General features: G+C 65.8%; 12 protein-coding genes. 7 read left to right on the top strand and 5 right to left on the bottom strand.

Going from position 1 to position 19,137, the window contains the following annotated elements:
* Positions 1-173 precede the first annotated feature (173 nt).
* Positions 174-1,625 carry a sugar porter family MFS transporter gene (locus RTQ83_RS08495; protein ID WP_312513269.1) on the top strand — a complete coding sequence of 484 codons (1,452 nt, stop codon included), beginning with the start codon at positions 174-176 and terminating at the stop codon, positions 1,623-1,625.
* 22 nt (positions 1,626-1,647) lie between these two features.
* Here the strand turns inward: RTQ83_RS08495 and RTQ83_RS08490 are convergent, their stop codons facing one another.
* Positions 1,648-2,244, bottom strand: a complete 597-nt coding sequence (locus RTQ83_RS08490) for a phosphohydrolase (RefSeq protein WP_312513414.1) — start codon at positions 2,242-2,244, stop codon at positions 1,648-1,650.
* Between the two features lie 197 nt (positions 2,245-2,441).
* On the opposite strand from RTQ83_RS08490, the gene glpD reads away from it, so the two are divergent.
* Positions 2,442-4,049, top strand: coding sequence for a glycerol-3-phosphate dehydrogenase (gene glpD, locus RTQ83_RS08485; protein ID WP_312513267.1), 1,608 nt, complete (start codon positions 2,442-2,444; stop codon positions 4,047-4,049).
* 110 nt (positions 4,050-4,159) lie between these two features.
* Here glpD and RTQ83_RS08480 read toward each other — a convergent pair whose 3' ends face one another.
* Together RTQ83_RS08480 and RTQ83_RS08475 are read right to left on the bottom strand one after the other, a co-directional pair.
* Positions 4,160-5,032 (bottom strand): chemotaxis protein, encoded by an 873-nt coding sequence (locus RTQ83_RS08480; protein ID WP_312513265.1) that lies wholly within the window; start codon positions 5,030-5,032, stop codon positions 4,160-4,162.
* A gap of 19 nt (positions 5,033-5,051) precedes the next feature.
* Positions 5,052-9,953, bottom strand: coding sequence for a response regulator (locus RTQ83_RS08475; protein ID WP_312513263.1), 4,902 nt, complete (start codon positions 9,951-9,953; stop codon positions 5,052-5,054).
* 262 nt (positions 9,954-10,215) lie between these two features.
* Between RTQ83_RS08475 and RTQ83_RS08470 the strand changes: the two genes are divergently transcribed.
* Positions 10,216-11,082 (top strand): LuxR family transcriptional regulator, encoded by an 867-nt coding sequence (locus RTQ83_RS08470; protein ID WP_312513262.1) that lies wholly within the window; start codon positions 10,216-10,218, stop codon positions 11,080-11,082.
* On the opposite strand, the gene RTQ83_RS08465 is transcribed toward RTQ83_RS08470, so the two are convergent.
* Positions 11,057-11,329: a transcriptional regulator gene (locus RTQ83_RS08465; RefSeq protein ID WP_312513260.1), complete on the bottom strand. Its 273-nt coding sequence runs from the start codon at positions 11,327-11,329 to the stop codon at positions 11,057-11,059. The genes RTQ83_RS08470 and RTQ83_RS08465 overlap by 26 nt on opposite strands.
* Before the next feature lie 204 nt (positions 11,330-11,533).
* Here RTQ83_RS08465 and RTQ83_RS08460 point away from each other — a divergent pair, with 204 nt between their 5' ends.
* Complete coding sequence (locus RTQ83_RS08460; RefSeq protein ID WP_312513258.1) at positions 11,534-12,118, top strand: acyl-homoserine-lactone synthase; 585 nt, start codon at positions 11,534-11,536, stop codon at positions 12,116-12,118.
* Here the strand turns inward: RTQ83_RS08460 and RTQ83_RS08455 are convergent.
* Positions 12,115-14,214: a prolyl oligopeptidase family serine peptidase gene (locus RTQ83_RS08455; protein ID WP_312513256.1), complete on the bottom strand. Its 2,100-nt coding sequence runs from the start codon at positions 14,212-14,214 to the stop codon at positions 12,115-12,117. The two genes, RTQ83_RS08460 and RTQ83_RS08455, sit on opposite strands and share 4 nt — an antisense overlap.
* Positions 14,215-14,309: 95 nt before the next feature.
* Here RTQ83_RS08455 and RTQ83_RS08450 point away from each other — a divergent pair, with 95 nt between their 5' ends.
* The 3 genes from RTQ83_RS08450 (at position 14,310) to RTQ83_RS08440 (ending at position 19,006) form a co-directional block, all read left to right on the top strand.
* Positions 14,310-17,378, top strand: coding sequence for a CHASE domain-containing protein (locus RTQ83_RS08450; RefSeq protein WP_312513254.1), 3,069 nt, complete (start codon positions 14,310-14,312; stop codon positions 17,376-17,378).
* A gap of 315 nt (positions 17,379-17,693) precedes the next feature.
* The gene (gene udk / locus RTQ83_RS08445; RefSeq protein ID WP_312513251.1) at positions 17,694-18,335 is read left to right on the top strand and encodes a uridine kinase; all 642 of its coding nucleotides are present in this window, start codon (positions 17,694-17,696) and stop codon (positions 18,333-18,335) included.
* Between the two features lie 56 nt (positions 18,336-18,391).
* Positions 18,392-19,006 carry a flavin reductase family protein gene (locus RTQ83_RS08440; protein ID WP_312513249.1) on the top strand — a complete coding sequence of 205 codons (615 nt, stop codon included), beginning with the start codon at positions 18,392-18,394 and terminating at the stop codon, positions 19,004-19,006.
* Positions 19,007-19,137: the final 131 nt, after the last annotated feature.

The raw sequence follows: 19,137 nt of genomic DNA, 5'->3' as shown, positions 1-19,137 counted from the left end.
AAGCTATCGAACATTCATCTTTGACCATTTTCGTTATCCTTCGTTAAGTATTTCGAACCGGCTTCGTCGCCGGCGGCAGAACGTATGCCGTCGTGTTTGCAATGGCACGGGGGTGGAGGCGCTTGCCGCGCTGCCATGTCCGCGTCGTCCATTTCAAAGAAAGAGTGGTATCCATGTCTTCAGCAGTCCCCGATCTATCAGACTCATCTACTGTCTCCACGCCACCCGCAGCACCACCCGACACCAAGGAAAGCCGCTTCGTCTTCAAGGTCGCGATTGCCGCCACCATGGGCGCGCTGGCTTTTGGCTACGATACCGGCGTGATCTCCGGCGCACTGCCGTTCATGAGCCTTCCGCAAGCCAGTGGCGGCCTTGGCCTGAACCCGGTCACCGAAGGCATCGTTACCTCGTCGCTGGTATTCGGCGCCGCGCTCGGTTCGCTGATGGCCGGCACCCTGTCCGACCGCTATGGCCGGCGCACCACCTTGCTCGGCCTGTCGCTGGTGTTCCTGGTCGGTGTGCTCGGTTCGGTGTTGGCGCCTTCGGTGGCGGTGATGGTGGCGATGCGCTTCATCCTGGGCATGGCGGTCGGCGGCGCCTCGTCCACGGTGCCGGTGTTCATCGCCGAGATGGCGGGGCCGAGCCGGCGTGCACGCCTGGTCAGCCAGAACGAGCTGATGATCGTCAGCGGACAACTGGCCGCCTACGTGCTTAATGCGCTGCTGGCGTACTTCTCCGATTCGCCCTCGGTGTGGCGCTACATGCTCGCCATTTCGGCGGTGCCGGCGATCCTTCTCGGCATCGGCATGCTGATGGTACCGGCGTCACCGCGCTGGCTGGCCAGCAAGAACCGCATGAAGGAAGCGCGCGCCGTGCTGGAGCAGATCCGATCGAGCGACAAGCAGATCGAGCTCGAGATGGCCGAGATGAACAAGCTCAATGCCATCGAGCACGAGCAGGCCGGCTGGTCGGCCGTGTTCGGTACGCCATGGATCCGCAAGCTGCTGTGGATCGGGATCGGCCTCGGTTTCATGGCCCAGTTCACCGGCATCAACGCCTTCATGTACTTCACGCCAATCATCCTGACTTCGACCGGCCTCGGCACCAACGCGGCGCTGACCGCCACCATCGGCAACGGCGTGGTGTCGGTGATCGCGACCATGATCGGCATCTGGCTGATCGGCCGTCACGGCCGCCGGCCGATGCTGATGACCGGCCTGTCGGGCGTGATCGCCACCCAGGCCGCGCTCGGCGCCGTCCTGCTGTGGATGCCGGAAGGCTTGCTGCGCAGCTACGCCGCGCTGGGCTGCATCCTGTGCTTCCTGCTGTGCATGCAGATGTTGATCGCGCCCGTGTACTGGCTCCTGATGTCGGAACTGTTCCCGATGCACGTGCGCGGCGTCCTGACCGGCACCGCGGTGGCGTGCCAGTGGGTGTTCAATGCGCTGGTGGCGCTGCTGTTCCCGATCGCGCTGTCGCAGCTGGGCAGTGCGACCTTCTTCGTGTTCGCGGCGATCAATATCGCATCGCTGCTGTTCGTGGCGACACTGGTGCCAGAGACCCATGGCAAGTCGCTCGAAGGGCTGGAGCGCCACCTGCAGAAGGAACTGAGCGCACCGGCCTGAATGAGCGGGCGGCGTCTTCGCTTCAGGACGCCGCCACCGCCTGTTTTAGGCGGGTCAGCTCCGCCAGGAACCGTTCGCACGCCACCCCCGGCGGCCACGGTTCCCACGGCGTGCAGCCGTAATGGCGCGCCAGCGGATCCTCGCCCAGCACCTCGGCCCGGATCTTGAGCGTGCGCCGCACTTCCTCGCGCGACCAGCCGGCCACGTGCACGGCTTCGCTGGCGGCTGCCAAGCGGTCGGCGCGCTTGTGCGCCGCGTGCGACTTGGCGTTCCAGGCCGGCAGGCCATAGCGCAGAAAGACCATGTGTTCCAGCCGCTTGGTCAGCGCGCGAAACGCTTCGCCCAGGAAGGGTTTGATCACCGAGATCGCGTCGAAGCCGAGCAGGCCTTCCTCGGCATCGTGCAGCAGTTCGCGCAAATCCTCCAGCGGCGAGATGTGGGGCGCCGCGGCGCGCCGCAGCAGCATCACGCTGATCGAATGCTGGGCCACCGACAGCGGCAGCGGCCACGCCGAGTGGCCGCCCCAGCGGTAAGTGCGGGCCAGGCCGAGCGCCAGGTCGGCGTCGTCCCAGTCGAACGGTGTAGGATCGAGCAGGTCGAGACGGCGCCCGGACGGCATGCGCACCCAGGCGCGGGTACGTGGATCGGGCGCCCCCAATGCAGGAACGGGCGCCGGGTTGGACGGATTGTGCATGTGGCGATTTTACACACCGGGCCGCGCATTCTCCGCATAATTGATGCAGGCAAACCTGGCGCGCGAGACGCCTGCCTACACTGGTCCGGATGGCGGCAAGCCGTGCGCGAGGGGAGGCGATCATGGGCAAGATGGAACCGGGCGACGATGCAGACTGGATCGGCGATGGGCAGGTCGACTGCGACCTGCTGGTGGTCGGCGGCGGCATCAACGGCGCCGGCATCGCGCGCGACGCCGCCGGGCGCGGCCTGCGCGTGGTGTTGTGCGACAAGGACGATCTGGGCAGCCATACCTCGTCCGCCTCCAGCAAGCTGATCCACGGCGGCCTGCGCTATCTGGAGCAGCGCGAATTCGGCCTGGTGCGCAAGGCGCTGGGCGAGCGCGAAATTTTGCTCAAGAGCGCGCCGCACATCATGCGGCCGCTGCGTTTCGTGATGCCGCATGATGCCGGCCAGCGCTCCGCCTGGCTGATCCGCGCCGGTCTGTTCCTGTATGACCGGCTGGCGCCGCGCGCCTTCCTGCCGGCGTCCGAAGCGTTCGATCTGGCCGGGCACCGCGCCGGCCTGCCGCTGCAGCCCGAGTTCACGCGCGCGTTTGCCTATTCCGACGGCTGGGTCGACGACGCCCGGCTGGTGGTGCTCAATGCCGTCGATGCGCGCGAGCGCGGGGCGCTGGTGTTGCCGCGCACGCGTTGCGAGAGCGTGGCGCGGCGTGCGGATCACTGGGAGGCGCACTTGCCCCGTGGCGATGTTACGTCGGCGCAGCTGCAGGTACGGGCGCGGGCACTGGTGAATGCCACCGGACCTTGGGCGGCGCGCTTCGCCCGGCAGGCGAGTGGTGCGGTCAATCCTCCACGCCACACGCTGCGCCTGGTCAAAGGCAGCCACATCGTCGTGCCGCGCCTGTTCGATCATTCGTGCGCCTATCTGTTCCAGCATCCCGACGGGCGCGTGGTATTCGCGATGCCATATGAAGGTTCGTTCACGCTGATCGGCACTACCGATGTCGAGTTCGAGGGTGACCCGGATGCGCCCACCATCGCGGATGGCGAGACCGATTACCTGTGCGCGCTGGCGAACCGCTACTTCCGGCGCCAGATCACATCGCGCGACGTGGTGTGGAGTTATTCCGGCGTGCGGCCGCTGCTGGAAGATGCCGTGGCCAAGGGGACGCGGGGCAGGGCGGCGGATGCGTCGCGCGATTATTTTCTTGAACGAGATACCGCAGGGCCGCCACTGCTGTCGGTGTTCGGGGGCAAGATCACGACCTACCGCAAGCTGGCCGAGGAAGCCGTGAACTGGCTGGCGCCTTTATTAGGGCGATCGTCGCCTGCCTGGACCGCGAACGCCGTGCTGCCCGGTGGCGACTTGTTCGGCCCCACGCCAGATGCGCGTGGGGTGCTGCAGTTCGATCGCTGGGTGACGGCGCTGCGGCGGCGGCATGAGTGGCTGCCGGCGCCGTTGGCGTTGCGTTATGCGCGGGCGTACGGCACCCGGGTCGAACGGGTATTGGAAGGGTGTTCATCGCTCGACGATCTGGGCGCGGAGGTGACGCCGGGCTTGTACGAGGCCGAGCTGCGCTATCTGGTGGAGCAGGAGTGGGCGGTCAGCAGCGCCGATGTGTTGTGGCGCCGGACCAAATTAGGGCTGCATCTGCGGCCGGGCGTGGCGCGCGAGATCGATGACTGGATGGCGCGGCAACTGACAGCATCAAGCAGCGTCGCTTCGTAGGGTTGGCGGCTCCGCCGCCGACGCGTTCAACCTACGTTGGCAGGCCGCGCGGCAAATCGAAAGCCGGTTGAACGCGTCGGCGGCAAAGCGCGGGGCCGCCCAGGCCAACCCTACCGGATGCGCTTGTACCAGGCGCCGTCGTCGAACAGCGGCTGATAATCACTCGCAGCCGCATCGGTACCGTCCAGCTCACGATCCAGCCCGATCACGCCAAACAAGGCCAGGCTGTCACGGAACAGCCGCAGCACCCGCTGGCGCAGCACCGGCCCGAAATCCGGTAGCGCGCGGCAGCACAGGATCGCATGGAACTCGTTGAACGACCCATCCGTCACCAGGCAATACTGCAGCCAGGTGATCCGCTCGCGCAAGCGCGGCAGCAAACGGGCACGCCCATCGCTGACCTCGAAGTAATCGGCCAGCCGTCCGCCGCCGCCGCTGGCCTCGTAATCCTGCTGCGCTTCCTGCAACTGCGCCGCCGGCAGCGTGGCCTCGCGCACCTCGGCCAGCAGTTCATCGCTGGCCAGTGTCGCGAACACCTCGGTGCGCCCATACAGCTTTTCCTCGGCCAGCAGGATCGCCAGCGTCCACGCCTCGCCCACGCCGGCCGCCTCGGGCAGCCAGACCTTGGGCAGTGCGGTCGGCCGCAGCGAATCACTCAATGCCGTGCGCTGACGGCGCGCCCATTCGGGGCGGTCGAACAGCCTGGCCGCCGGCACCGCCAGCGCGCGCGTCACGTCGAGCGCGGCGCCGGGCTGGTGCAGCACCTGCTCCTGCAAGCGCGACAGGGTGGCCAGCTCGCGCCGTGCCACCACCTCCTGCAGCCGGCGGCGCAGCAGGGCGCGGTCGTGGCTGCGGTAATCCAGCCCGTAGCGCCCGTACAGGGCTTCGAGCAGCAGATCGATCTCGAGCTCTTCCAGCGCCGGGTCGGGGCGAAATCCGGCGGCCGGAGCTCCGGCCGGCAGCGCTCCAGTGAATGCGTTCATCGGACCGTCACCGCTTCCCTCAGTGCAGCCAGACGCGCATCATCGACAGCAGCTGCGCCACGTCGACCGGCTTGGTGATGTAGTCCGAGGCGCCGGCGGCGATGCACTTGTCGCGGTCGCCCTTCATCGCTTTCGCGGTCAGGGTGATGATCGGCAGCGAGCGGAATTTCGGGATGCGGCGGATCGCGCGCATGGTGTCGTAGCCATCCATCTCCGGCATCATGATGTCCATCAGGACGATCTCGATGGTCGGATCCTTTTCCAGCACCTCGATGCCGTCGCGGCCGTTCTCGGCGAACAGCACCTGCATCTGCTGGCGTTCCAGCAGCGTGGACAAGGCGAAGATGTTGCGCAGGTCGTCGTCGACGATGAGCACTTTACGCCCGGCCAGGCCGCCGTCGAGCGCGTGAATCTCCTCCAGCATCCTGCGCTGGGTTTCCGGCAGGCTGGCCTGCGAGCGGTGCAGGAACAGCGCCGTTTCGTCCAGCAGGCGCTCGGGCGAGCGCGCATCCTTGATCACGATGGTCTTGGCGTAGCGCTTGAGCTTCGTGACTTCCTTGCGATTGAGTTCCTGCGCCGTGTAGATCACGATCGGCAGGTCGCGCAGGCGCTCGTTGGCGCCGATCTGGTCCAGGAGGTCGAAGCCCGAGATGTCCGGCAGCGTCAGGTCCAGCACCATGCAGTCGAAGTGCGACGAGTTCAGTGCTTCGAGCGCGCTGTTGCCGTCTTCGACGGTGACGATATGGATGTCGTTATTGCCGATCAGGGACACGATCGACTCGCGCTGAGCCAGGTCGTCGTCGACCACCAGCAGGCTGCGCTTGCCGCCCATCAGGAACTTCTGGATGCGCTTGAACTCTTCCTGCAGCTGTTCGCGCGCCACCGGCTTGTTAATGTACGAGATCGCGCCCTGGCGCAGCGCGCGTTCGCGCTCGCGCAGTGACGACATCACGTGCACCGGGATGTGCCGGGTGCTCGGGTCGCGCTTGAGGCGATCGAGCACCGTGAAGCCGTCGATGTCCGGCAGGTCGATGTCGAGCAGGATCGCCGACGGCAGGTAATCGCGCGCCAGCGACAAGGTCGAGTCGCCGCGCTGGGTCACGATCGCCTTGAAGTTTTTCTCGCGCGCGAAGTCGAGCAGCACCTTGGCGAAGCGCTCGTCGTCCTCGACGATCAGCACCGACGGGTCGCCCGGCGTCACCAGGCCGCGGTCGTCCAGCACGCTGGCATATTCGACCACCGCGCCGCTGGCGTCGGTGAGTTCGAAGGTAGCCACTTCGCGCTGCTCCTGCAGCACCGGCACCAGCGGGGCAGGGGCGTTCTGCGGCGGCGCCAGGCGCGCCGGTTGCGGCTGGCGTGCCTGCTCGTAGTTGATGAAACCGGCGCGGTTATACGGCAGGTACAGGGTGAAGATGGAACCGACATTCACGGTCGATTCGACGCGGATCTCTCCACCCAGCAGGCGCGCCAGTTCGCGCGAGATCGACAGGCCCAGGCCCGTGCCGCCATATTTGCGCGCGGTCGAGCCGTCGGCCTGCTGGAAGGCCTCGAAGATCAGCTGCAGCTTGTCGGCCGGGATGCCGACGCCGGTGTCGTGCACCGAGAACGCCAGCACCGCGTCCGCATGCACCAGGTTCGGGTGGTCGGCGGTCCAGCCGCTGTTCACCAGGCTGATGGAGAGCGACACCTGGCCGTGACTGGTGAACTTGAAGGCGTTCGACAGCAGGTTTTTCAGCACTTGCTGCAAGCGCGTGGTGTCGGTCATCACAGCAGTAGGAAGGTTCTCGGCCAGGTCAACCTGGAAGCCCAGATGCTTGGCTTCGGCCATGTGGCGGAAGGTGCGGTCGACGTAGTTGCGCAGGTTCGAGAAGCGGTATTCCGACACGTCCAGCGTGACGGTGCCCGACTCGATCTTCGACAGGTCGAGAATGTCGTTAATGAGCGTGAGCAGGTCGGAACCGGAGCCGTGGATGGTCTTGGCGAATTCGACCTGCTTGCCCGACAGGTTGCCCTCGGGGTTATCCGACAGCTGCTGCGCCAGGATCAGCAGCGAATTCAATGGCGTCCTCAGTTCGTGCGACATATTCGCCAGGAACTCGGACTTGTACTTGGACGACAGCGCCAGCTGGGTCGCCTTTTCTTCCAGCGCCAGCTTGGCCTGCTCCACCTCGCGGTTCTTGCGCTCCACCTCGATGTTTTGTTCGGACAGCAGGCGCGCCTTCTCGCCCAGCTCCTGGTTGGTCTGCTGCAGTTCCTGCGCCAGCGATTGCGACTGGGTCAGCAGCGACTCGGTACGGCTGTTCGCTTCAATCGTGTTCAGCACCACGCCGATCGATTCCATCAGCTGGTCAAGGAAGGAGAGGTGGGTTTCGGTGAAGCGGTCGAGCGAGGCGATCTCGATGACGGCCTTGACCTGCTGCTCGAACAGGATCGGCAGCACCACGATATTGTTCGGCGGCGCCGAGCCCAGGCCCGACGACACCACGATGTAGTCGCGCGGTACGTCGGTCAGCCAGATGCGGGTCTTCTCCAGCGCGCACTGTCCCACCAGGCCTTCACCCGGCAGGAACGAGGTCGGCAGCTTGCGGCTGGAGCGGTAGCCGTACGAAGCGATCATGCGCAGGCGCGCGTCGGACTCCTGCGAATCCATCATGTAGAACACGCCGTGGTGGGCCGACACCAGCGGCGCCAGCTCGGACAGAATCAGTTTGGTCACCGCCTGCAGGTCGCGCTGGCCCTGCAGCAGTCGCGTGAAGCGGGCAAGGTTGGTCTTGAGCCAGTCCTGCTGCGCGTTCTTCTGCGTGGTTTCCTTCAGGTTGCGGATCATCTCGTTGATGTTGTCCTTCAGGTAGGACACCTCGCCGCGCGCTTCCACCTGGATCGAACGCGAGAGGTCACCACGCGTCACCGCGGTCGCCACTTCACCGATCGCGCGCATCTGGTTGGTCAGGTTCGCCGCCAGCTGGTTCACGTTCTCGGTCAAGTCCTTCCAGGTGCCGGCCACGCCGGACACGTTGGCCTGGCCACCCAGCTTGCCCTCGGTGCCCACTTCGCGCGCCACGCGCGTGACTTCGGATGCGAACGAGGACAGCTGGTCCACCATCACGTTGATGGTGTCCTTCAGTTCCAGGATCTCGCCCTTCACGTCCACGGTGATCTTCTTCGACAGGTCGCCGCGCGCCACGGCGGTGGTCACCGCCGCGATGTTACGCACCTGGCCGGTCAGGTTGGATGCCATGAAGTTGACGTTGTCGGTCAAGTCCTTCCAGGTGCCGCCGACGCCCGGCACGTAAGCCTGGCCGCCGAGTTTACCTTCGGTACCGACCTCGCGTGCCACGCGCGTGACTTCCGACGCGAACGAGGACAGCTGGTCGACCATCACGTTGATCGTGTTCTTCAGTTCCTGGATCTCGCCCTTGACGTCCACCGTGATTTTCTTCGACAGGTCGCCGTTCGCAACTGCGGTGGTCACTTCCGCGATGTTACGCACCTGCGCAGTCAGGTTGCCCGCCATCGAGTTCACGCCGTCGGTCAGGTCTTTCCAGGTGCCGGCCACGCCCGGCACGTTGGCCTGGCCACCGAGTTTACCTTCGGTACCGACTTCGCGCGCCACGCGCGTGACTTCCGACGCGAAGGAGTTCAGCTGGTCGACCATCACGTTGATGGTGTTTTTCAGTTCCAGGATCTCGCCCTTCACGTCGACCGTGATCTTCTTGGAGAGGTCGCCGTTCGCCACCGCGGTGGTCACGTCCGCGATGTTTCGCACCTGGCCCGTGAGGTTACCCGCCATCGAGTTCACCGAGTCGGTCAAGTCCTTCCAGGTGCCGGCCACGCCTTTCACCATCGCCTGGCCACCGAGCTTGCCCTCGGTCCCCACCTCGCGCGCCACACGGGTCACTTCGGATGCGAACGAGGACAGCTGGTCCACCATCACGTTGATGGTGTTCTTCAGTTCCAGGATCTCGCCCTTCACGTCCACCGTGATCTTCTTGGACAGGTCGCCGTTCGCCACCGCGGTGGTCACCGCCGCGATGTTACGCACCTGACCCGTCAGATTGGATGCCATGAAGTTGACGTTGTCGGTCAAGTCCTTCCAGGTGCCGGCAACACCCGGCACGTAGGCCTGGCCGCCGAGCTTACCTTCGGTACCCACCTCGCGCGCCACGCGCGTCACTTCCGATGCGAAGGAGCGCAGCTGGTCCACCATCACGTTGATGGTGTCCTTCAGTTGCAGGATCTCGCCGCGCACGTCGACCGTGATCTTCTTCGACAAGTCGCCGTTCGCCACCGCCGTGGTCACTTCCGCGATGTTACGCACCTGCGAGGTCAGGTTGCCCGCCATCGAGTTCACCGAGTCGGTCAAGTCCTTCCAGGTGCCGGCAACGCCCTTCACCTGCGCCTGGCCACCGAGTTTACCCTCGGTGCCGACCTCGCGCGCCACGCGCGTGACTTCGGACGAGAACGAAGACAGCTGCTCCACCATCGTGTTCGCGGTCATCGCCGCGCGCAAGTATTGACCTTTGAGCGGATGGCCGTCGACTTCGAGCGCCATGGTCTGCGACAGGTCGCCTTTCGCCACCGCGCCGATCACGCGCGCCATCTCGGTGGTCGGGCGCACCAGGTCGTCGATCAGGGTGTTGACGGAACTGATCATGGTGCTCCAGCCGCCCACCACGCCCGGCAGGTCGGCGCGCTGGGTCAGGTGGCCTTCGCGGCCCACCACGCGCGACACTTCGGTCACCGTCTCCACCATCTTCTGCTTGGTCTCGATGATGTCGTTCAGGGTGTCGGCGATCTTGCCCGACACGCCGGTCCAGTCGGATGGCATGCGCACCGAGAAATCGCCTTTTTTCAATGCCATCAATGTGGTGAGCAGCAATTTGACGTCCAACTGTTCGCCCATGTCGGTCATGGTGTTCATCGACTGTGATCCTTGTTTCGGTGGGGTGGTGAAGTGAAGAGCGAGGCTACTCTCGGTTACAAATAATTGCAAATATGAAATTTATTCGTGCGCAGGGTAGTAGAAATTACCTGGTCACGGCGCACGATTGCGATTTGGCTTGTTGTTTATGCACGACAACATGCAAAACGGGTGCAATTTTCGTGGCCGATTGTTAATTTCCGTGAATTTTGGAGGGGGTCGAAGCAACTAGCATACAGGTGTTGACCAAAATTCCGCCCCCATGATTGATACCGCTCTATTACTCGAGCTGATGCAGGCCAAGGACACTTCCGAATGGAGTGACTCCTTGTACACGCTCGCGCGCGGTCTGGGTTTCGATCGGGTGCTGTACGGGGTGGTGGCGTCGCGCAATGCGCCGTTCGAATCGGCTTTCTTGCGCAGCAATTATTCGGAAAGCTGGCGCAACCGCTACGACCGCAACGGCTTCGCCTATGTCGACCCGACCGTGTCGCACGCGCTGTCGAGCAGCCTGCCGCTGGTATGGGAGCCGGGCACTTTCGCCTCCGAAGACCAGCAGGCGCTGTACGAAGAAGCGCGCATGCATGGCCTGCGCAGCGGAGTGACGCTGCCGGTGCACGGCCCGCAGGGCGAGTTCGGGGTGCTCAGTTTCGCCTCGGATGCCCGTCCCGATGCCGAGGCGCGCCGCGCCGCCGCCGCCGCGCTGCCTACTCTGACGCTGGTGCGCGATTATGCGCTGGCGTCCTCGGCCCGTTTCCGCGAAGAGCTGTTGCGCCACGAAACGCCGCAACCGCTCCAGAAACACCAGCAACATCAACAGTACCAGCAGACACAGCACGCCCAGCACACTCAGCACCAGGAACACCATCGGCCCCACGTGCCGCAACACCAGATCGACGCTCAGCGCGCCGGCCTGCCGCGCCTGACCAAGCGCGAGCTCGAAGTGCTGCAATGGGTCATGGCCGGCAAGTCGTCATGGGAGATCGCCCGGATTACCAGCTGTTCCGAGGCCACCGTCAATTTTCACCTGGCGAATGTCCGTCAAAAATTTGACGTGAACACCCGCCAGCAGGCGGTGGTCAAGGCGATCGCCCTGGGGATGCTTATCCCTGAAGATCACCATCGTTGAGCTTGCCGTTCATGTACATGCGCAACAGGATCGACACGGGAGCAGGGATGGCAAGGCCGGTTTCGAAGCGGCTGCCGCTCGATTGGGTGACGCCGAAGCGGCCCCAGAATTTTTCCTGGCTTTCGCGTTTGCCGATGCGCAGGCGGCGCAGCTCGTGCGGGGCCAGGCGGATCGGACCGGCGCCCGGGATGCCCTGGTGGGCTTGCAGTTCGGCAGCCAGTGCGTCGCACATCAGATCGTTTGCCATGGTAGTTCCTTTCGTGGTGAACAAGCGGGGCGGAAAGTTAAATCGGGTTGATGGACAAAAGTATTGCACCGCCGACATGACTCAACACCTATCAGACCTGATAGTTACCGTTCTACCCAACTTGCATAAAAAATTGATGCGCACTGCATTTTCTCTTCACCTGACGGTTCATCACATTGCGATAGCACACGAGGGGGCTGACAAATGAGCATGCAAATCCGGATCGCGCCGCGTGGCGCCTTCAAATCGAACGAACTGTGCGAAATGCATACCCTGCGCGCCAAGGTGTTCCGTGGGCGCCTGGGGTGGGAAGTGCCGGTGCTGTCCGGCATGGAGATCGACGGCTACGACGCGCTCGAGCCGCGCTACATGCAGATGCGCGAGGGCGAGACCCTGCGCGGCTGCTGGAGATTGCTGCCGACCGAAGGGCCGTACATGCTGAAGGATTCGTTCCCGCAGCTGCTCGACGGCCAGGAAGCGCCAAGCGATCCGCAGATATGGGAACTGTCGCGCTTTGCGCTGGAAACCGAAGGCGCGGCCGGCTTCGGCTTTTCGGACATGACGATGGAATCGATCGAGGCGGTGATCCGCCACGCTCATGAGCAGGGGCTGCAGCGCTACGTCACCGTGACCACGGTGGCGATCGAGCGCATGCTGCGCCGTGCCGGGGTGGTGATCACCCGTATCGGCGCGCCGCAGCAGGTCGGCATCGAGCGCGCGGTGGCGCTGTATGTCGAGATTGAACCGACCTGGGACGCGTTGTATGCGCCGCGATTACTGGCCTCTTAGTTGACCTTTTGAACCGGAGAACGATCCGTTTGCGCGCCCAGTTGCTCGATCAGGAAGGTATAGGTCAGCGCCCACATGCGCGCGGTCTGCTCGTTGTCGGCCGCGCCGGCGTGGCCGCCTTCGGTGTTTTCCCAGTACAGCACGTCGTGGCCCTGGTCCAGCATGCGCGCCGCCATCTTGCGCGCGTGGCCCGGATGCACTCGGTCGTCGCGGGTCGAGGTGGTGAACAACACGAGCGGATACCGTTCGCCCGGGCGCACGTTGTGGTACGGCGAATAGCGCGCCAGGTATTCCCAGTCGGCCGGATCATCCGGGTCGCCGTACTCTCCCATCCAGGACGCGCCGGCCAGCAGCTCGTGGTAGCGCCGCATGTCGAGCAGCGGTACCTGGCACACCACGGCGCCGAACAGGTCGGGACGCTGGGTCAGCGCCGCGCCCACCAGCAGGCCGCCATTGCTGCCGCCCATGATGCCGAGCTTGTCCGGCGTGGTGACGCCGCGCCTGACCAGGTCTTCGCCCACCGCGATGAAGTCATCGAACGCGCGCTGGCGATGCTGGCGCAGCGCGGCCTGGTGCCAGCGCGGGCCGAACTCGCCGCCGCCGCGGATGTTGGCCAATACATAGGTGCCGCCCTGGTCGAGCCAGGCGGCGCCGGTCATGCCGCTGTAGAAGGGCTTCAGCGAGACCTCGAAGCCGCCGTAGCCGTACAGCAGGGTGGGATTCGGTTCCCCCGGACCCTGGCCGCGGCGCGTGACCACGAAGTAGGGCACCGGCGTGCCGTCGCCCGAGACGGCGGTGTGCTGGGCCACGTCGTACGGCGCCGCGTCGAAAAAGGCCGGCATCGACTTCAGTGGCGTGCGGGTGTCGCCGCCGGCCGTCATCAGGTACAGCGTGGTCGGATGCAGGAAGTCGGTGACGGTCAGGAAATAGTCGTCCGAATTGTCGGAGTCGAGCGCCGCCACGCCCAGCGCACCGAAGGCCGGCACGTCGACGTCGCGCCGTTGCCACGCCTGGCCGTTGGTGCGTTGCAGCTCCACCACGCGGTTCTTGACGTTGTCGAGCACCGTCAGCAGCAGAGCGGTCTTGGTGACCGAGACGCCGTCGAGCGAGGTGGCAGCGGTCGGCGCGAACAGCACCTCAAAGTCGCGCCCGCCATCCAGGAAGGCATCGAAGCCGGTGGCCAGCAGCGCGGCTTGCGGATAGGTGCGGCCGCCAATGTCCCAGTCGGAGCGCAGTTCGATCACGATCTGGTCGCGCAAGGCGAACGCGTTGGCGTCCTGCGGCTTGTCGATCTTGATCAGTTGCTCGCCGCGGCGCAGGAACAGTTCGCTGGTATAGAAGTCGATCTGGCGCTGGATGAAGGCGCGTTCCCAGCCGGGCGTGTTGTCCTGATGGCCGGAGGCGGCCAGGTCATCAGGCGCCGCTTCGTACACGGTGATGGCCTGCTCCAGCGGCGTGCCGCGGCGCCACTCCTTGACGATGCGCGGGTAGCCCGATTCGGTCAGGCTGCCGGGGCCGAAGTCGGTGCCGACGTACAGGGTGTCGCGGTCGATCCAGGACACGTCGCTTTTCGCTTCCGGCAGCGTGAAACCGTCGGCCACGAAGGCGCACGCGGACAGGTCGAATTCGCGCACCACGTGCGCGTCGCCGCCTCCGCGCGACAGCGACACCAGGCAGCGTGCGCCGTGCGGCTCGAGCCAGGCGACGCCGGCCCAGACCCAGTTCTCGTCCTCGTCGCGCGCCAGCGCATCGAGATCGAGCACCGTTTCCCATTGCGGCGCCGGCTGACGGTACTGCTCGAGCGTGGTGCGGCGCCAGATGCCGCGCGCATGGTTGGCATCGCGCCAGAAGTTGTAGCACAGGCCATCGTGCACGCCGACGTAGGGAATCTTTTCGCTCGAGTCGAGGATCGCCTTCAGGCGCGTGCGCAGCGGCGCGAAGCCCGGGCGGCCTTCCAGCTCGGCCTCGGCAGCGGCATTGCGCTCGGCCACCCAGGCACGCGCGCGTTCGCCGTCGACCTCTTCCAGCCACAGGTAGGGATCGTCATGGTCGTGCGGCTGGTGCTGCGCGGGTTGCGGCTGGGTGTCCTGTTGCATGCTGTCCTCGTCAATATGTTCAATCATTGCGCGCCCGTATGGCGCGCCGCCATACTAACAATTTTAGGAAGCGGGCATCGTCCGCGAGGGACAGCATGAAGCGAACCACTGCGCTCATCGGCGGCCGGCTCCGATCCGGTCTCCAGCGTCTCGGACGTACTGTTGTGATACTGGCCGGCGGCGTGCTGCTGTCGCTGGCGGTCGGGCTGCTGCTGTTCGCGGTCAGCGCGCGCAGCATCGAGGACGATGCCCGGCTGCGCTTCGACAACGAAGCGCGCAGCATCCAGGAACGGCTCGACAGCGCGATCGCTTCGTACGGTCGCGCGGTGCGCGGCGTGGTGGCGCTGCACGCGGCCGGTCGCGCCGATGGCCCGCCGGATCGCGAGGCCTTCCAGCGTTATGTGGCCGCGCTCGACATCGCCCGCGATTACCCGGCGATCGAGGGCGTCAACTTCGCCAGCCATGTGCCGGAGCACGCACTGGAAGGCTTCGTGGCCGCCATGCGCGCCAGCGAAAGCCCCGATTTCGCGGTCAAGCCGCCAGGACGGCGCGCCTATTACGAAGTGGTCAGCTTCGAGTTCCCGCGCGACCCGCCCAACCGGCGCCTGGGGATCGACATGGCCGCCAACCCGGCGGTGGCCACCACGCTGGCACGTGCGCGCGACAGCGGCGGCATGAGCGCCTCGGGCCAGCCGATGTACCTGCAGCACCCGACGCCGCACATCGCGATTGGCATGCGCCTGCCGGTGTACCGCGGCGGCGGCCTGCCGCCGAGCGTCGAAGCGCGCCGTGCGGCCTACGTGGGCACGGTCGGCGTCGCGTTCTCGGTGCAGGAACTGGTGCGCGGCGCGCTCGGCTCCCCTGACGGCCGGCCGCTGCGTCTGAGCCTGTATGGCTCCAACCTGCCGCATGCGCCGGGGCCGGGTGCGGCGCCGGTTGCCGGCGACCGCCTGCTGGACGGCGCCGACGTGCGCGGCGCCGGGCCCGATCCGGACACCCACTTCATCACGGTACTGGGCGTGAACTTCGCCGGCAGCCAGTGGAAGGCGCACATCTCGGCGCCGAAGCAGGCGATGCTGACCGGGTTCTCGCGCTACCTGCCATGGGGCGCGTTCGTCGCCGGCGGCGGCGCGACGCTGCTGGTGTACGTGCTGTTCTTCGCCCAGTACCGCTCGCGCCGTGCCGCCGACCAGCAACGCCTGCTGCTCGACACGGTGCTCGACAACCTGGACGCCGAGGTCTATCTGAAGGACGACGCGCGCCGCATCCGCTACCTGAACGCCAAGGGCGCGGCGGCGATCGGACGCCCGGCGGCCGAAGTGACCGGGCTGCACGACCATGACGTGGTGGCGCCGGCGCTGGCCGACGCGGCCTGGGAGCACGACCGCGCGGTGCTGGAAGGCGGCGGACGCAGCGCGGTGCAGTTCGAGCAGGGCCAGCGCCCCGGCGACCACGGCACGCGTCAGCTGTGGAGCGTGCGCGTGCCGCTGCAGATTGGCGAAGATCCGGCGGTGCTGTGCGTCTCGACCGACATCACCGAGCTGCACCGGCTGAAAGCGCGCGCCGACGCCGCCAGCAAGGCCAAGAGCGACTTCCTGTCCAACATGAGTCACGAGATCCGCACGCCGATGAACAGCATCATCGGCATGACCCACCTGGCGCTCAATGCCGCCCCCGATCCGCGCCAGCGCGATTATCTGGAAAAGATCTATCACTCGGGCCAGCACCTGCTGGGCATCATCAACGACATCCTCGATTTTTCCAAGATCGAGGCCGGCATGCTGGAATTGCGCCGCGAGACCTTCATGCTCGACGCCCTGATGCGCAACGTCGAAGTCCAGCTGGGCGCGGCGGCGGCGGCCAAGGGCCTGGGCTTCGACGTCGAGATCGCGCCCGAACTGATGCGGCCCCTGTGCGGCGACGTGCTGCGCCTGGAGCAGGTCTTGATCAACTTCGCCGGCAACGCCGTCAAGTTCTCGGAGCGCGGCCGCATCAAGCTGCGCGCCAACCTGGCACGCGCCTTCGGTCCCGAGGTGCTGGTGCGCTTCGAGGTGCAGGACCGCGGCATCGGCATCGCTCCCGACGCGCTGCCGCAGCTGTTTACCCCGTTCCAGCAGGCCGACCCCTCGGCCACGCGCCGCCACGGCGGCACCGGCCTGGGGCTGGCGATCAGCCGCCAGCTGGCCGAGTTGATGGGCGGCGAGGTCGGCGTCACCAGCGATCCGGGCACCGGCAGCACCTTCTGGTTCACCGCGCGCCTGTCGCTGGAAGACCGCGCCGCGATGGTCGGCCTGGGTGCGGCGCCGGCGCCGGCGATCGCGCGGCTGGACGAATGCGCGGTGCTGCTGGTCGAGGACAATCCGTTCAACCAGCAGGTGGCGCGCGAGCTGCTGGAGCAGGCCGGCGCTAAAGTGACGGTGGCCGGCGACGGCGCCCAGGCACTGGCGGCGATGGAGCGGGCGCGCTTCGACTGCGTGCTGATGGATGTGCAGATGCCGGTGATGGACGGGCTGGAAGCGACGCGCCGCATCCGCGCCGATCCGGCGCTGAAGGACACGCTGGTGGTGGCGATGACGGCCAACGCCGGCGTCGTCGACCGCGCGCGCTGCCTGGCGGCGGGGATGAACGAATTTTTGGCCAAGCCGGTGGTGCCGGAGTTGCTGGCGGCGACCATCGCGCGTTGCCTAGGGCGGACCACGGCGCCGGTGCCGGATGTGGCGATGGCGCCCGTTGCTGGTTCGAGTGCCGGCGCGGCCCCGGTGGTGACCGGAGGCAGCGATGTGCTCGATCTGGCGCGGCTGGCGGCGACCGCCAACGGCGACACCGACCGCATGCGCAAGTACGCCTACCTGTTCCTGGAAACGGCGCGCGAGAACCTGGCCGGGATCGAGAACGCGCTGGCGGGCGGCGACCTGACCCACACGGCCAGCCTGGCGCACCAGCTCAAATCCGCGGCGCGCGCGGTCGGGGCGTTGACGTTCGGTGAGGTGTGTGAAGACCTGGAAGCGCAGCCGGGGCGCATGGCGTCAAGCGGCGGCGCGGCTGTCGCTGTCGCCGGCACGGCGCAGGCACGTGCCCTGGTGGCACGATTGCGTGCGCTGCTGCTGCGCATCGAGCGCGAGGTGTCGGCACAGTTCGGGTGCCGTGCCAGCGACGGCCGCTAGCGAGAAAATCCAGGGCAACTAACAACTAACGGGGTCAGATCCGAAAAGTTGACACGGACTCGACGTTAGAGCCAGGAGGGTAGAACGGTGGGGAACTGGCGAGTCTCTGTGTGAGCGCCTTGCCCCGGTTCACAACGTTTTCGCCTGACAGCTGTTCAGCTCGTGTCTACTTTTCGGGTCTGACCCCGACGAGAGAATGAGCTGTGCTGCTACAGTTGCCAATAGCTATTATTGGTGCAAATTTGATAATATTGGCAGACTCTTCACGTTCAACGGCCCCTGTCAGGTTGCCCGCCACTCCGGTATCATTCGGGGATGAATCAGATTTCCTCCCCTCCATTTGTCATTGGTGTCGCCGGCGGCAGCGGCAGCGGCAAGTCAACGGTTTCCCAGCAAGTGCTTGCGTCGTTCGGCTCCGATGTGGTCTCGGTCGTCATGCAGGACGACTACTACCGCGATCAGACCGATCTGACCCCGGAAATGCGCCGCAAGCAGAACTACGATCACCCGAACGCGTTCGACTGGCCGCTGCTGGTGCAGCACGTCCAGGCGCTGCGCAACGGCGAGACGATCGAGATGCCGGTGTACGACTTCACGATCAGCAACCGTTCCAGCGAAACCATCACCGTCAAGCCGGCCCCGGTGATCGTGATCGAAGGCCTGTTCGCCCTGCACGATCCGGACCTGCGCAACATGATGTCGCTGAAGATCTTCGTCGACACCGCGCCGGACGTGCGCTTCATCCGCCGCCTGCAGCGCGATCTGGCCGAGCGCGCGCGCTCGGTCGACAGCATCGTCAAACAGTACATGGACACGGTGCGCCCGATGCACAAGCAGTTCATCGAGCCGACCAGGCGCCATGCCGACGTCATCCTGCCGCACGGCGCCAACGGTCCGGCGGTCGACGTCATTACCACCAAGGTGGCGAGCGTCATCGACAAATTGAACCGGTCCTGACTGTCGCCCCATCGTCCCGCGGCGTCCGCCGCGGCCATGCCACGCACATCCATCCCATGTCGATCCATTTCTACGAACCCCGCAACGGCCATGGGCTGCCCCATGATCCCTTCAATGCGATCGTCGGTCCGCGCCCGATCGGCTGGATCTCGTCGTTGAGCCAGGACGGCGTGCGCAACCTGGCGCCGTACAGCTTCTTCAACGCCTTCAACTACATCCCGCCGATCGTCGGCTTCGCCAGCATCGGCGCCAAGGACACGCTGCGCAACGTCCAGGATACCGGTGAATTCGTCTGGAACCTGGCGACCCGGCCGCTGGCGGAGGCGATGAACGCCAGCTGTGCGGCGGTGGCGCCGGAGGTGGACGAGTTCGCGCTGGCCGGACTGACCGCCGTGCCGAGCCGCCTGGTCAAAGCGCCGCGCGTGGCCGAAAGCCCGGTGGCGTTCGAGTGCAAGGTCACCCAGATCGTCCAGCTGCAGCGCACCGACGGTGAAACGGTGCCGACCTGGCTGGTGCTGGGCGAAGTGGTCGGTGTGCACATCGCGCAGGAGACATTGAAGGACGGCGTCTACGACACCGCGGCCGCCGGTCACATCCTGCGCGGCGGTGGCCCGGCCGACTATTTCTCGATCGGGCCGGAACAGCTGTTCCAGATGCACCGGCCGCGCTGATCGATCCTGTCGCCGGCTTGCCTGCGAATCATTGGAGATCTCCGCGCCAGCCTGACCGCGAAAGGGTAGCGTAAACCCATCCCGAACGGATGGGCTACGCTATCGCCGCGCCCCCAAACGCGGTATCCTGT

It is taken from the genome of Massilia sp. (assembly GCF_031995545.1).
GTDB lineage: Bacteria > Pseudomonadota > Gammaproteobacteria > Burkholderiales > Burkholderiaceae_D > Telluria.
Note: the sequence above shows the minus strand (reverse complement) of the source record. Positions and strands in the feature narration are given on the sequence as shown.

Coding starts and splice junctions, on each gene's coding strand:
- RTQ83_RS08475 (WP_312513263.1), bottom strand. CDS start 9,953: ATGAACACCATGACCGACATGGGCGAACAGTTGGACGTCAAATTGCTG.
- udk (WP_312513251.1), top strand. CDS start 17,694: ATGAATCAGATTTCCTCCCCTCCATTTGTCATTGGTGTCGCCGGCGGC.
- glpD (WP_312513267.1), top strand. CDS start 2,442: ATGGGCAAGATGGAACCGGGCGACGATGCAGACTGGATCGGCGATGGG.
- RTQ83_RS08455 (WP_312513256.1), bottom strand. CDS start 14,214: ATGCAACAGGACACCCAGCCGCAACCCGCGCAGCACCAGCCGCACGAC.
- RTQ83_RS08465 (WP_312513260.1), bottom strand. CDS start 11,329: ATGGCAAACGATCTGATGTGCGACGCACTGGCTGCCGAACTGCAAGCC.
- RTQ83_RS08495 (WP_312513269.1), top strand. CDS start 174: ATGTCTTCAGCAGTCCCCGATCTATCAGACTCATCTACTGTCTCCACG.
- RTQ83_RS08470 (WP_312513262.1), top strand. CDS start 10,216: ATGATTGATACCGCTCTATTACTCGAGCTGATGCAGGCCAAGGACACT.
- RTQ83_RS08490 (WP_312513414.1), bottom strand. CDS start 2,244: ATGCCGTCCGGGCGCCGTCTCGACCTGCTCGATCCTACACCGTTCGAC.
- RTQ83_RS08460 (WP_312513258.1), top strand. CDS start 11,534: ATGAGCATGCAAATCCGGATCGCGCCGCGTGGCGCCTTCAAATCGAAC.
- RTQ83_RS08480 (WP_312513265.1), bottom strand. CDS start 5,032: ATGAACGCATTCACTGGAGCGCTGCCGGCCGGAGCTCCGGCCGCCGGA.
- RTQ83_RS08450 (WP_312513254.1), top strand. CDS start 14,310: ATGAAGCGAACCACTGCGCTCATCGGCGGCCGGCTCCGATCCGGTCTC.
- RTQ83_RS08440 (WP_312513249.1), top strand. CDS start 18,392: ATGTCGATCCATTTCTACGAACCCCGCAACGGCCATGGGCTGCCCCAT.